The following is a 12,962-nucleotide window of genomic DNA, read 5'->3' as shown; positions in this document are numbered from 1 at the left end:
TCAGACTCCCAATCCGAGGATGCGGCCGGCGATGATGTTCTTCTGGATCTGCGAGGTCCCGCCCATCACGCTCTGCGCGCGGCTGTACAGGTAGGAACCGAACATCTCCTGGTCCCCGGTTCCGGCGACGGTGAGGGCGGCATGCCCGACCGCTTGGTCGACCCAGGTCATGAGCAGTTTGTCCAGGGATCCCTGCGGTCCGTGGGTGACGCCGTCGAGCTGTTCGGACAAACGGCGGCGCACGTGTAGCCGCAGCATTTCCGATTGCACCGCGGCCCAGGCCAGTTCGTCGGGCGCCCGGCCTTCCACCCGGGCTGCCAACTGCCGCACCAGCTTTTCGTATCGCGCGGCATAGCCCAGGGTGGAGGGTTCGCGTTCGTGCCCGACCACGGTCATCGCGAGTTTCCAGCCTTCGCCGGGCGCACCCACCATCTGGTCGGCGGGAACTCGTGCGCCGTCGAACAGCACCTGGCCGAACTCGGTCGTCACACCGCTCATCATTTCCAGCGGCCGCTGCTGGACACCGGGCTGTTTCATGGCGATGGCGAATGCCGAGATCCCTTTGTGCCGGGGCGCTTCCGGGTCGGTGCGGGCCAGCAGCAGGCACCAGTCGGCGACATCCGAATAGCTGGTCCAGATCTTGTGCCCGTGGATCACGTACTCGTCACCCTCTCGGGTGGCGGTGGTGGTGAGCGAGGCCAGGTCCGATCCGGCGCCCGGTTCGCTGAATCCCTGGCACCAGCGCCCGCTGCCGTCGATCATGCCGGGCAGGAACCGGCGGCACAGTTCGGGGCTCGCGTGCCGGCCCAGTCCCTGGATCAGATAGCCCAGGCTCGGCCGTGGCGGTGCGCCGGCGATAGCGAGTTCCTCGTCCAGGATCACGTCGAAAACCGGGGGCAGATCCTGTCCGCCGTACTCGCGTGGCCAGGACAATCCGAAGAAACCGGCCCGGTACAGCTCGGCATGCCATTCGCCCTGCCGGGCCCAGTATTCGTCGCCGGAGGTGGGGTATTTGCCCGCCACACCGGCGAGCCAGTCGCGCAGCCGCTGCCGGAACGCTGCTTCTTCCGGGGAATCACGATAGTCCAAGGCCGGCCTCCTCCAGGCGTACGGGAAACAGTTCGGTGGACACCAGGGCCCGACGTAAATACACGTGGGCCAGGCATTCCCAGGTGTTGCCGATTCCGCCGTGCACCTGGATGGCGGTTTCGCAGACGGTGCGGGTGGCGCGGGCGGCGTAGATCTTGGCGATGCGGGCCGCGCGCAGCGCCTCGGTGGGGTCGAGTTCGTCGACGGCCCAGGCGGCATGCCACAGCACGCTGATCGATCCTTCGATCAGGGCCTCGCTTTCGGCCAGCAGATGCGCCACCGCCTGATAGGACCCGATCGAATTGCCGTACTGCGCACGCATCTTCGCGTACTCCACCGCGAGCCGTTGCGCACCGCGTGCCGTCCCGACCAGGTCGGCACAGGTGACGGTGAGCGCCAGCGCCTGCCAGCGGTCGCGGTGTGCGCCGGAGATATCCCCGCGCGGTTCCCAGGGACCTACGGCGGCCGCGGTACCGCGGGTGAGATCGGCGCTGGGGAGAGAGTCACCGACCGACCCTGCCAGCAGCCGGCCGCCTTCCAGTTTCAACACCCGGCCGCTACCGCGGGCGTCGATCGCGTTCCCCTCCACCGCGATCGTCCACCGCGACGTATCACCGTCGGGCCGGCCGTGCAGATCATCGGCGAGTACCGGCCCGAGCAGCGCGACATCCACCAGTCCGCGCCCGAATTCCTCGGCGACCAGCGCCACCTCGACCCCGGAGGCGCCGTCGGAGCGCAGATCCCGGAACCCGGTCGCGGCCACCGCGTCCTCGAGCCGGGCCCCGCGTTTGTCATCCGCCAGGTCCAGGACCGATCCGGGCCCAAGCTCGTCGGCCAGTTTCGCGGCCGCGTCCCGGAGTTGCCGCTGTTCACTCGTCAGCCGGACGTCCATAACGCTCCTTCAGCACTCGCCGCAGCACCTTGCCGGACGGCAGGCGCGGGATTTCGGCCACGAACAGCACCTGCCGCAACCGCTTGTAGCCGGCCAGCCGCTGTTCGACCGTGGCCTTCAGCTCGTCGGCCGTCACGGGCGCGACGGTCGCAACAGCGGCCACGATGGCCTCCCCGTTCGCGCCGTCGGGCACACCGAATACCGCGCAGTCCGACACCGCGTCGTGGCCGTGCAGGACGGTCTCGATCTCCGCGGGCGCCACCTGGAAACCGCGGACCTTGATCATTTCCTTGGACCGGTCGGTGAGCCGCAACCAGCCGGAGGCGTCCAGATTCCCGACATCACCGGTGCGGTACCAGCCGTTGTCGAATGCGGCCGCGGTCGCGGATTCGGGCAGATACCCGGCCATCAGCGACGCCGCGCGCAGCTGGATTTCGCCGTCTTCGCCCGGGGCGACCGGCTTCCCGTCGTCCAGCGAAACCACCCGCACCTCGACACCGGCGACGGCCTTGCCCACACTGTCCAGTCGTGGGTCGTCGAGTGGACTGCACGCGATCACCGGCAGTTCGCTCGCCCCGTATGCGGGCAGCCAGGTGACTCCGGCACGCCGGGTCACGGTTTCGGCGATGCTGGCCGTCACCGGCGTCGCACCCCACATGATGTAACGCAGCGAGGACAGGTCGTAGGACTCCAGATCCGGATATTGCGCCATGGCCAAGGCGATCGGCGCGACCGCCATCTCGATGGTGATCCGGTCGGATTGGATATGCGCGAGCACCTTCTGCAGATCGAACCGGCGATGCAATCGCACCCAGCAGCCGGTTTCGAGGGCGGTGACGATATTGAGGATGCCGAGGATATGCGAGGGCGGGGTCGCGACCTGGATCCGATCGTCGGGGCTCAGCCCGAGCGCGTCCTGCCAGTGTCGCACCGCCGCCGCGAAGGATCTGTGCGTATGACGCACCGCTTTGGGCAGTCCGGTAGTGCCCGAACTGAACACCAGGACGGCGTCGGCGGCCGGATCGGGGGGGACGAAAGTGCGCGTGACGGCGGGTAGCGGATCGTCCAGCGACACCATGTCGGTGAGACCGGCGAGCACCGGGTGATCGCCGACGGCGTGCCGGGTGCCGGTGATCTCCAGCGCGTGCGCGGCCTCGGCCTCTTTCCAGGCCGGGCTGAGCAGCACCACTGCGGCCCCCAGCCGCCAGATCGCCAGCACTGCGGTCACGAATTCGGGCCGGTTGGACGACATCAACGCCACCCGCGCGCCGGACCGGACCCCGCAGGTGGCCAGCGCCTCGGCCAGGCCGTCGGCCATGGCGTCCAGTTCGGTGCGGGTGTACTCGTTTTCCTCGAACGCGAGCACGCTGCGCTCGTTCCGCCTTGCCGAGGCCGCCGTCTCCGGCCCCCTCGCGGGCGCCGCAGTCGCCGCTCCGCCTGCGGTCGCCACAGGCTGCCGCGCATCGTCGGCCGCTGTGGGCTCGGGAACCCCCGCAGGCACTGTGGCCTCACTCATCTGCCGCCCCCGGTCCGATCGCACTTCATTCGCTGTTCCTATCCGAATTTGAGAATATCATTCTCGCCTGGATAGAATCTTAATACCAGAAGGAGGCGACCATGGCGAGACCACCATTGTTCCGGCGCGCGAAGGTGATCCGGATCGTCAAGGAAACACCCGATACCCGCACCTTCGTGCTGGAACCGGAAGACGGGCCGTTCTCCTATCGAGCAGGACAGTTCTGCACCTTCAAGGTCACCGTCGACGGCAAACCGCTGTTCCGGTCGTACTCGATGTCCAGCGCCCCCGAAACCGATACCGAGTTCATGACCACGGTGAAACGGGTCCCGGGCGGGGCAGTGTCGAACTGGATGCACGACAACCTCAGCGAGGGCGACGAGGTCGAGTTGACTGTGCCCACCGGCCGGTTCTGCCTGCGCGACGGCGATACCCCGGTACTCGGATTCTCCGGCGGTAGCGGTATCACCCCGATCATCTCGCTGGCCAAGAGCACGCTGGCGAGCACCGACCGCACAGTCCGGCTGCTGTGCGCCGACCGCAACCGGCCGTCGGCGATCTTCGAAGCCGCGCTGGACGAACTGGTGGCGAAGTATCCGGACCGGTTGACCGTCGTCCGGCACCGCGACGACGAACACGGGTACGTGGGCGCAGCGAAGATCGTGGAATTCGTCGGCGAGAACACCGCGGGCGACGCCTATATCTGCGGCCCCGAACCGTTCATGGAACTAGTGGAGAACGCGCTCCCCGGGCCGGGCCGGATCTTCTCGGAACGCTTCGGTGGCGCTGCCCCCGCGAAACCCGCACCACCCACCTCGGCACCAGCTGCCGATCCCCCGGCCACACAGGCGGTTGCGTACCCGGCTACCCAGTCACCGGATCCCGCGGCCACCGAAGAAGGCACAGTCACCATCTTCATCAACCGGAAGAAGAAATCCGTGCCCCGCCGCGACGGCGAAACCCTCCTCGAAAGCGCCCGCCGAGCCGGCCTGACACCCCCGTTCTCCTGCGAATCCGGCAACTGCGCCACCTGCATGGCCAAACTCACCGAAGGCAAGGCCACCATGCGCGTCAACGACGCCCTCACCGACGACGACCTCGAGGCGGGCTACATCCTCACCTGCCAGGCCGTACCCGATACCCCGTCGGTGACGGTGCGCTACGAATGATCCGACTCCGCGCCCCGGAAGCCGGGCTGGATCCGACTACCGGGCATGCTTGCGCGACTGGACCGGCCCCGACCGGGTGTGCGGCGAACTCGCGCGCAGCGGCCGACGCTCAGCCGGGAACCTGGGCCCGCCCCCACTGGACCAGCGCCCACGTCAAGAAGACGAACGCCACTCCACTCGTCACCACCCGGACATAGTTCCAAGTAACCCACCGCGCCTCGTCGAACGCCGCCCGCACAGCCGCCGGATCCGCCATCTCCGCCGGTGCACCGGCAGCTTTCAGCGCGTCGTTGAGCGGCAGATGCACCGCCACGGTGACCACGACCGCCACCAGGTAGAGCACCGCCGCGGCCGCCGTCCACACGAGAACCGACGTTCGCCCCTCGCCGAGTTGCAGTAGCGCCGCCGCCACCGACAGGACGAGTGCACCCATGAAGGTCGCCAGGAACAGGGGGCTCACGATCGCCCGATCCATGGCCTGAAATGATCCGATGAACGTCCGGTCGTCCGTAGACCGCAGCCCGGGCATGACCGCCAGCGCGTAGGTGCCGAACACACCCGCCATGAAACCGGTGGCCACGGTCGCCGCCACCAGCACCGTCGCTCGTACCCCGTCCAGCATTCCCATACCTCGTCCGAGTAGCCCGGTGCCTCGCCGGAGGCAGACCCCTACGAGATCCGCAGGTGGACAAGGGCTACCGTACCGGACTCCCCCGACATCCAGGGCCGTCTCCTACCGGAGTCCGAGCGCACCCGTCCCGTGCCCGGCGGCGGTCACAGGGCGAAGTGGCTTCGGTATCGGAGACACTGACAGCCGGTCGCCCGGACGAGGTGAGCTCGACCGCACCCATGCGCGCAGCCGGGGTCAGGCGCCGAGCTCCACGCGCAGGATACGGTCGTCGCCGGGGGCGGGGTCGCCGCGACCGTCGGTATTGTTGGTCAGCACCCACAGCAAACCGTCGGGGGCGACGGTGACATACAGCATCCCGTCCGGGCCGAACGCGATCCGCCCGCCGTTGTGGAACCTCGCGGCCGCGATGCCGTCCAGCAGGGTTTCGCGGGCGCCGAGGCCGAGACTGCCGGGCTCTCCGGTGAGTTCGAAGCGTTCGAGCCCACCTGATCCATTCCAGCCGCCTGCGGATGGACCGTTCCACACGCATGTTCTTCCCGGTCCCGCCCTTTTCCGCCCGTCTGCGCCGTGTGGCGGATCCGGAAGACCTCCGTGCCCACCGGCTGCACCTCGCTGCGGATCGCACCGTTGCCGGTGGCTTTGAACAGCGCGGCGCCGACTTCGCCCAGCGCCGGGACGAGCTGCTGCGGATTCGGCAGGCGGGAGGTGCCGGTCTGCCATGTGGTGTTCGCGTTCATGACTGTTCGTTTCCTTGTCTGTTGTGGTGAATCCGGGGTGGTGGGTCGGTCAGGCGGGTAGCGGGCGCCGGGTGGCGCCGAACATGCGCGGCGCGACCCTGGTGGAGCCGCCCCGCGGCAGCCAGGCGCGGGCGGCGAAGGTGCAGGCGACGAAGAACAGCGGCATGGCCCATTTGTCCGGGCCGTCGCCTGCGGCCACATGTGAGGTCGCGGCTCCGCCGTACACGAAAGCCAGTCCGGCGTAGGCCCATTCCTTGGCACGGGAGTGTCCGGGGACGAGGATCGCGGCGAGCGCGGCGGTTTTGGCGACGCCGAGCATGGTGGCGAAGTACATGGGGTAGCCGAGGTGGTCGAACGAGTCTCGGACGTAGGAGATCCGGGCGAGATCCCAGTAGGCGCCGAGCGCGGTTTCGGCCAGGACGGCCGCCACGGGAACCCAGCGCGCCGCTTTCAGGCCGCGCGATCGGAGCAGCGAGGTGGTGCGAGCGGACATGGTTGTATTACTCCTCGGAGTCGGGGATGGATGAAAATGTCAGGCGGCCGCTACGAGACCGGTTTCGGTCGCCGCGCGGTGGATGACCGCGGCCAGCCTGGCGTTTTCGGGTGCGTCGAAGGCGAAGGCAGCGCGGCGGCGGGTGTAACCGTAGGTGAGACCGCTGTGCGGGTCGGCGAATCCGTCCGACCCCGCGGATCCGGTGTGCCCGAACGAATGCGCACCGAGGAAGGGATACAGCAGGCTCTTGGCCTCGAATCCCAGCGCGTACGGTGCCCGGTCGCCTCGTACCAGATCGGTTCCGCTGGAATGGATCGCAGAGATGGTGGCGATGGTTTCCAGGGTCAGCAGCGGTTCCCGGCCGCCGATACCGGTGACGGCCGCCGCGTACATCGCGGCCAGCCCGTTCGCGCTGCCGACGCCGCCGGCCGAGCCTTGGCCGAGCCGGCGCACGGTCGGGTCGTTGGGTAGTGCCATCACGTCGGCGGGGGTGAATCCGCGAGCGTTGAGGTTGTAGGAGATCCCCGCCATACCATGCGGATTCGGTGAGTTCGCGGCGAACGCGGCTGCCCTCTCCGGGCTCGCCCGCCAGGGCTGGATCGGCAGGTAGCGGTGATCCAGTTCCGCGGACAGACCCAGATACACGTCCACCCCGTACGGGGTGCGGATGCGCTGTTCGAACAGCTCCTGGACGGTACTGCCGGTCACCGCGCGCACCACCCGGCCGACGATGGCGTAAGTGACGAACCCGCCGTAACCGTGCACCGTGCCCGGTTCGAAATACGGCCGCTGCCCCACCAGCCGTTCGGCGATGACCTGGTCGTCGGCCAGTTCGGCGACGGTGAAACCGCCATCGGCCCCGATGATGCCGGATCGGTGTACGAGGACATCGCGGACCGTGATGCGCTCCTTACCCGCGGCGGCGAACCGCGTCCAATAGTGGGCAACGGGGCGGTCGATATCGAGCACACCGTCCTGGATGAGCAAGGCGATCACCAGGCCGGCGGCCCCCTTGGATGTCGAGTGCAGGCCGGTCAGTGTCGCGGCGGTGACCTCCGGGCCCGCCCACAGGTCCACGACCCGGCGGCCGCGGACACAGGCGGCCAACTGCGCGCCGGATTCCCCGTTCTCCTCGGCGACGACAGCGGCGAACTCGCGGCGCACATCTTCGTATCCGTCGGCGACGGTTCCGTGCACTTCGATCGGCTCCATGGTTTTCGTTCCCTTCGGTGGCTGCTGGGCGGACCGCGTACCGCCGAGCGTTCGGCCGCCGCGGTTCGTGGTCTGCCGCATTGACGTACGGCGGAACGGCAACGTGACCGCCTCGGAAAAAACGCTGGTAGAAGCCCTGTTGCGGGTTGACACGGCGGTCGGCGGCGGATCCGGAGGGCGGCTGATCCGCGCTCCGATGTCCGGCGGCCGGCCCGCGAAACCATGCGGTCACATTCGCCGCCGCCGATCCGTCATCGGTACAGAACGAATCGAGGAGGATCCCGTGCACGACGTCCAGTTCCTGGCCGACCGTTTCGAAGAGCACCGCACCCACCTGCGGGCCGTCGCCTACCGCATGCTCGGCTCGCTCACCGAAGCCGACGACGCGGTACAGGAGGCCTGGCTACGGCTGGCCCGTACCGACACCTCCGGTATCGGCAACCTGGGCGGCTGGCTGACCACGGTCGTCGGACGGGTCTGCCTGGATATGTTGCGCACCCGCAAGACCCGTCACGAGGAACCCCTCGAAGCCGGGCACCTCCCCGATCCGGTGATCGTCAGCCAAACCACATCCGACCCGGAACACGAAGCACTACTGGCGGATTCGGTCGGTCTGGCGCTGCTGGTGGTACTGGAATCGCTGAGCCCCGCCGAACGACTCGCCTTCGTCCTGCACGATATGTTCGCCCTGCCCTACGAGCAGATCGCGCCCATCGTGGACCGCACTCCGCAAACCGCGAAGAAACTCGCCAGCCAGGCGCGCCGCCGGGTCCAGGGCGCCACCCCGGACCCGGACCTACCCCGGCAACGCCGCGTCGTGGATGCCTTCCTCACCGCCGCCCGCGGTGGCGATTTCGACGAACTGCTCCGCCTGCTCGACCCCGAGGTCGTCTTGCGCGCCGACGCGGGCGAGGCGATGCGCGTGATCCGCGGCGCCACCGCAGTCGCCGGCCAGGCCGAGACCTTCCGGCGCATGGCCACCACCTGCACCATCCACCCAGCCGTCGTCAACGGCGGCGCGGGCCTGGTCAACACCCTCGGCGGCACCCCGTTCTCGGTGCTCGGTTTCACCGTCACCGACGACCGCATCACCGCCATCGACATCCTCTCCGCCCCCGCCCGCTCCCTCGACCTCGACCTCGACCTCGACCTCGACGACTGCGATCCCCAAACCGACAGCGAGGACACCGGGCCCGGCGCAGCTCCCTGGGTCACGATGCGTCAACGACACGAGATCGCACCGGTGCAGCAGGGGCTGTGAGCTGCGGTCATGTCCTACTGTCCAGCAGATGGGCACTGTGATCGGTGATCTGCTCCCGCTGGCGGTCGGGGTGGCGCTCTCTCCCATCCCGATCATCGCTGCGATCCTGATGATCCTGTCGGCCGACGCCGGCGGAGCCGGGCGCGGGTTCGCGCTCGGCTGGATCACCGGTATCGCGGCCGCCACCGTGATCGTGGTGTTGCTGGCCGGTCCGCTGGGCGGAGGAGGTGACAGGGAACCGTCGGCGGCGGGCGCGTGGGTGAAGATCGTACTCGGGCTACTGTTGCTGGGATTGGCCGCGGCTCAGTGGCGGTCTCGCGCCGATACCGCGATACCCGGCTGGATGCGCGCCATCGACACACTGACGGTGCGGCGGGCCGCCGGATTGGGTGCGCTGCTCTCCGCGGTGAACCCGAAGAACCTGCTGCTGTGCCTGTCGGCCGGTGTGGTGATCGGGTCCAGCGGCACCAGTGTCGGCGGCCAGGTGGTCGCCGTCATCGTGTTCACGGTGCTGGCCGCATCCAGCGTGCTGTTCGTGATCCTCGGCTACATCCTGGCCGCCGACCGGCTGCGCGGTCCGCTGGATCGAGTCCGGGCGTGGTTGCAGGACAACAACCATGTGATGATGGCGATCGTTCTGGTCGTCATGGGCGCAGTCGTTGTCGGAAACGGAATCGGCGGACTGTGAACAAGACGTGGCCGGTGGTCTAGTCGCTACTCAGCTGCTCGGCGGGCTGTTATCCGCATACGATTGACCTATGTCCTCGCCTCGGATCGAGAAGCCCGACCTCCCCGAATACATGACCTGGGAGGAACTGGAGCGTCTACCCGACGAGATCGCCGATCGGATCGAGCTCTGGGAGGGCCGCGTGGTGTGGCTGCGGCGCGGCCCACGAGAGCATCAGCGGTTCACTCGCCGCGTAGTCCACGAGATCGAACGATGCGCGCGAGATAGCACCTCGGTGCGGACCGATACGTGTTGGGAGGTCGATCTCGAAACCAACGTGTTCCTCGGGACGAGCGGCAAATCCAACTTTCTCACCCCAGATTTCCTTGTTTTCCGTTGTCTCCCTCCCTACCAGGATGTACGGGCGCACGATACGGTCCTGGTCGGTGAAGTGCTGTCGCCGTCCAATACCCAATCCGATGTAGAGGCGAAGAAGGGCCGGTACGCCGCGGCGGGAATCCCCTGGTACTGGGAGGTGACCCTGCAATCGGACGTCAGCGCCATCGCGAAGATTCGAGCGTATGGGCTGGAAACCGGCGTCGCCACTCTGCCCGAAGGCGTCCGTCCGCTCCATCGATCCGACTACCGACTGGTCGGCGAATGGACGCCCGCAGGCGAAGCAGGAGTCTCGTTCGGATATCCGTTCCCGATCGATATCCCCTGGGTTGCCCTCGCCTTCTGAGCGACCGTTGCTTTCCTGGCACCGGCGGGTCGTTCCCTATGCCCCGATCCCGAGCAGAAGGAACGACCGCCCGCTTCAGTGGCATGCCGGCGCATCCACTCGGCGAATCCCAGATGCAGGGGCAGCAGTTCCGGCGGCTCCTGCCTGGCCCGCAGGCGTGCGGTCTGCGCGGATTCGTCCGCGTCGAGTGGGCAGACCGCGATATCGATCCGGTCGGCGGATGGTGCCCGGCAATCGTCGGCACATCGGGAATAGGGCCGAGCGTGAACAGTTCGGCCGTTTCGACGGTATCGCCCAGCAGGGGTGCGGCCACGAGTCGGGCGGTGGTTTTTCCGACGCCCGAGGCGCCGGAGACAAGCAACAGCATGAGGTTGCTTCTTTGTGTTTCGCATACGACGGAGCGCTTCGGCAAAGTACGCGCCGAAGTCGTTCAGAGCCGCGGAGGCGGCGCTGCGGTCGTCAAACGAGACGGAAGAAGAACTGCTGCATCACGCCCGGGACGATAGCCGCCGCCTCTTCCCGGCGTCTACTCGAAATCCCGGCCCCGGCCCGAACTCCGCATCGTGCTCGGTGGGCCGGCCTGCGCATCGCAGCATCAGGTCGCGGCGGCGCCCACCGTGCGGCTCTTGACCCGGCCGACCACACCGAATGCGAGTGGCAGGAGAAGGCTGAGGAAACCCGACACGGGCATGTAGAGCAGCCCGAAGGCGGCGAGTACCACGATCGCGGCGAGGATCGGCACCGTGACGAATCCACGGGCCCGCTCGACCTCGATGACCGCTATCCCCATCCCGACGGCGACGACACCGAATGCGGTGAACCAGAACGATAATTCGCTGTCCTGCTCTTGCGTCGCCCAGACGACGATACCCATCACGGTATGGACCGCCCCGATGAACGTGAGCAGGCCCCCGACGACCGGCACCCCAGTTTTTGAATCCATATTCTAAAACTATGTCCTAAACTGTCCCGGTGGCAAGACCCCGGCGTTTCACCGATGATCAGGTCCTCGACGCGGCCCGCGACCTGCTCACCGACCCCGCGATCACCCGGCCGGGAATCGCCGCCATCAGCGCCGCCTCCGGCGTGCACACCGGATCGATCTACGTACGCTTCGCCTCCCGCGACGAACTGCTGGCCCGCCTGTGGCTTCGCTCGATCCGCCGCTTCCAGACCGGCCTCATCGACGCCCTGTCCGGTCCGGACCCCCTGCTCGCCGCCTCGGCATACCTGCCGCGGTATTGCCGCGAGCACCCCACCGAGGCACGGGCGATGAAAATGTTCCACCGCGACGAACTGCTCGACACCGGACCGGACGATCTGCGCGCCGCGATCACCACCGTCAACGACGAGATGAATACCGCGATACGCGATGCCGTGGCCGCGGAGTTCGGCGTCGCCGATGAACTCGGTATGGCGGTCGCCGCCGCCGCGATCAAAGCCATCCCCTACGGCCTGGTCCGCGACTACATCGCGCGCGCCGCCCCGATCCCGCTATGGGTCGACGATATCGCTGCCACCGCCTCGACCGCCGTGGTGCGCGAATTCGGCCGGCGAACCGCCACCATCCAACTCTGATTCCGCAACCCTCTTGCGGCTACCAGAGCCAGACCCCCCTCGGACTTGACCTTCCACCCGCTGGAAGGTTCACGCTGTACTCGTGACCGACCGCGACACCTTGTTCACCATCGGACAGCTGGCACAGCGCACCGGCCTCGACGCCAGAACCATCCGGTTCTGGTCGGATGCGGGTCTGGTGCCGCCCACCGCCCGCAGCCCTGCCGGGTACCGGCTGTACGACACCGAAGCCGTCGCCCGGCTCGAACTGGTGCACACCCTGCGTGAGCTGGGACTCGATACAGCCACCGTGCGCGCGGTGGTGGAACGGCAAACCGGTTTGGCGGATGTCGCGGCCGCCCACGCGCGTGCCCTGGACGCCGAGATCCGCACGCTACGGGTCCGGCGCGCGATCCTGCGGTCGGTCGCACACCGCAACAGCACCACCGAGGAGTTGAGAATCATGCACGAACTCGCCACCCTGTCCGCCGCCGAACGCCAGCGGATCATCGACGACTTCGTCGACGAAGCATTCGCGGGAATCGAGCCGGAAGCCCCCGGCGCCCAGATCGCCACCGGCATGCGGTCTATGCCCGCGACGCTGCCCGACGATCCGTCACCCGAACAGGTCGACGCCTGGATCGAACTGGCCGAACTGGTCCGCGATCAGGGCTTCCGGGACCGCTGCCGGGAAATGGCTGTCACCGGCGCGCGCGACGAAGCGCAGGTCCCGGAGGTCGAAATGAGCGCCGGGGCCACTGCCGTCGAGGCCGGTATCGCACCCGATTCCACGGAGGCGGCCGGTATCCTCGACCGCGCGGTTCCGGCGGGCACCGACCGGGCCGCCCTCGCGGATCAACTGGCCACATTCACCGATCGCCGGGTCGAGCGCTACTGGTCGCTGCTCGGCATCATCAACGGCTGGCCGGCACGGACCCCGATGGTCCCGGGCGCCGAATGGCTGATCGCCGCGCTGCGGGCGCACGTATAACGGTC

At 67.9% G+C, this 12,962-nt stretch carries 14 protein-coding genes; 6 read left to right on the top strand and 8 right to left on the bottom strand.

Features of this window, described 5'->3' with window-relative positions:
• Genes NS6_RS27245 through NS6_RS27235 form a run of 3 tightly spaced genes read right to left on the bottom strand, consistent with a single transcriptional unit; the run spans position 1 to position 3,347 of the window.
• Positions 1-1,089, bottom strand: coding sequence for an acyl-CoA dehydrogenase family protein (locus NS6_RS27245; RefSeq protein ID WP_068047459.1), 1,089 nt, complete (start codon positions 1,087-1,089; stop codon positions 1-3).
• Positions 1,076-1,981, bottom strand: a complete 906-nt coding sequence (locus NS6_RS27240; protein WP_068047456.1) for an acyl-CoA dehydrogenase family protein — start codon at positions 1,979-1,981, stop codon at positions 1,076-1,078. Before NS6_RS27240 ends, NS6_RS27245 begins: the two co-directional genes overlap by 14 nt.
• Positions 1,959-3,347, bottom strand: coding sequence for a class I adenylate-forming enzyme family protein (locus NS6_RS27235; RefSeq protein WP_068047453.1), 1,389 nt, complete (start codon positions 3,345-3,347; stop codon positions 1,959-1,961). The genes NS6_RS27240 and NS6_RS27235 overlap by 23 nt, the downstream gene beginning before the upstream one ends.
• Positions 3,348-3,598: 251 nt before the next feature.
• Between NS6_RS27235 and NS6_RS27230 the strand changes: the two genes are divergently transcribed.
• On the top strand, positions 3,599-4,666 hold the full coding sequence (locus tag NS6_RS27230; RefSeq protein ID WP_068047449.1) for a ferredoxin--NADP reductase: 1,068 nt from the start codon (positions 3,599-3,601) through the stop codon (positions 4,664-4,666).
• 109 nt (positions 4,667-4,775) lie between these two features.
• On the opposite strand, the gene NS6_RS27225 is transcribed toward NS6_RS27230, so the two are convergent.
• From NS6_RS27225 to NS6_RS27205, 4 genes are all read right to left on the bottom strand, one after another.
• Positions 4,776-5,294 carry an anthrone oxygenase family protein gene (locus tag NS6_RS27225; RefSeq protein WP_068047447.1) on the bottom strand — a complete coding sequence of 173 codons (519 nt, stop codon included), beginning with the start codon at positions 5,292-5,294 and terminating at the stop codon, positions 4,776-4,778.
• Positions 5,295-5,531: 237 nt separating this feature from the next.
• Positions 5,532-5,822, bottom strand: coding sequence for a hypothetical protein (locus tag NS6_RS36375; RefSeq protein WP_068047444.1), 291 nt, complete (start codon positions 5,820-5,822; stop codon positions 5,532-5,534).
• A 261-nt stretch (positions 5,823-6,083) separates the two neighbouring features.
• Positions 6,084-6,527, bottom strand: coding sequence for a DoxX family protein (locus NS6_RS27210; protein ID WP_068047437.1), 444 nt, complete (start codon positions 6,525-6,527; stop codon positions 6,084-6,086).
• A gap of 39 nt (positions 6,528-6,566) precedes the next feature.
• Entirely contained in the window at positions 6,567-7,739 is a 1,173-nt protein-coding gene (locus NS6_RS27205) for a serine hydrolase domain-containing protein (protein ID WP_068047434.1), read from the bottom strand.
• Between the two features lie 283 nt (positions 7,740-8,022).
• Here NS6_RS27205 and NS6_RS27200 point away from each other — a divergent pair, with 283 nt between their 5' ends.
• From NS6_RS27200 to NS6_RS27190, 3 genes are all read left to right on the top strand, one after another.
• Positions 8,023-9,000 (top strand): sigma-70 family RNA polymerase sigma factor, encoded by a 978-nt coding sequence (locus tag NS6_RS27200; RefSeq protein ID WP_084471475.1) that lies wholly within the window; start codon positions 8,023-8,025, stop codon positions 8,998-9,000.
• A 28-nt stretch (positions 9,001-9,028) separates the two neighbouring features.
• Positions 9,029-9,688 (top strand): GAP family protein, encoded by a 660-nt coding sequence (locus tag NS6_RS27195; RefSeq protein WP_068047431.1) that lies wholly within the window; start codon positions 9,029-9,031, stop codon positions 9,686-9,688.
• 70 nt (positions 9,689-9,758) lie between these two features.
• Positions 9,759-10,409, top strand: a complete 651-nt coding sequence (locus tag NS6_RS27190) for a Uma2 family endonuclease (RefSeq protein WP_068047428.1) — start codon at positions 9,759-9,761, stop codon at positions 10,407-10,409.
• A gap of 595 nt (positions 10,410-11,004) precedes the next feature.
• On the opposite strand, the gene NS6_RS27185 is transcribed toward NS6_RS27190, so the two are convergent.
• Positions 11,005-11,352 (bottom strand): DUF6463 family protein, encoded by a 348-nt coding sequence (locus NS6_RS27185; RefSeq protein ID WP_068047425.1) that lies wholly within the window; start codon positions 11,350-11,352, stop codon positions 11,005-11,007.
• Positions 11,353-11,381: 29 nt separating this feature from the next.
• Between NS6_RS27185 and NS6_RS27180 the strand changes: the two genes are divergently transcribed.
• Both NS6_RS27180 and NS6_RS27175 read left to right on the top strand, forming a co-directional pair.
• Entirely contained in the window at positions 11,382-11,987 is a 606-nt protein-coding gene (locus NS6_RS27180; RefSeq protein ID WP_068047422.1) for a TetR/AcrR family transcriptional regulator, read from the top strand.
• A gap of 82 nt (positions 11,988-12,069) precedes the next feature.
• Complete coding sequence (locus NS6_RS27175) at positions 12,070-12,957, top strand: MerR family transcriptional regulator (RefSeq protein WP_068047420.1); 888 nt, start codon at positions 12,070-12,072, stop codon at positions 12,955-12,957.
• Positions 12,958-12,962 lie beyond the last annotated feature (5 nt).

Source organism: Nocardia speluncae NBRC 108251, from assembly GCF_001613245.1.
Taxonomy (GTDB): domain Bacteria; phylum Actinomycetota; class Actinomycetes; order Mycobacteriales; family Mycobacteriaceae; genus Nocardia; species Nocardia speluncae.
The sequence above is the reverse complement of the archived record's forward strand: the minus strand, read 5'-3'. Positions and strand labels throughout refer to the sequence as shown.

Coding starts and splice junctions, on each gene's coding strand:
- NS6_RS27240 (WP_068047456.1), bottom strand. CDS start 1,981: ATGGACGTCCGGCTGACGAGTGAACAGCGGCAACTCCGGGACGCGGCC.
- NS6_RS27230 (WP_068047449.1), top strand. CDS start 3,599: ATGGCGAGACCACCATTGTTCCGGCGCGCGAAGGTGATCCGGATCGTC.
- NS6_RS27225 (WP_068047447.1), bottom strand. CDS start 5,294: ATGGGAATGCTGGACGGGGTACGAGCGACGGTGCTGGTGGCGGCGACC.
- NS6_RS27210 (WP_068047437.1), bottom strand. CDS start 6,527: ATGTCCGCTCGCACCACCTCGCTGCTCCGATCGCGCGGCCTGAAAGCG.
- NS6_RS27205 (WP_068047434.1), bottom strand. CDS start 7,739: ATGGAGCCGATCGAAGTGCACGGAACCGTCGCCGACGGATACGAAGAT.
- NS6_RS27195 (WP_068047431.1), top strand. CDS start 9,029: ATGGGCACTGTGATCGGTGATCTGCTCCCGCTGGCGGTCGGGGTGGCG.
- NS6_RS27190 (WP_068047428.1), top strand. CDS start 9,759: ATGTCCTCGCCTCGGATCGAGAAGCCCGACCTCCCCGAATACATGACC.
- NS6_RS27185 (WP_068047425.1), bottom strand. CDS start 11,352: ATGGATTCAAAAACTGGGGTGCCGGTCGTCGGGGGCCTGCTCACGTTC.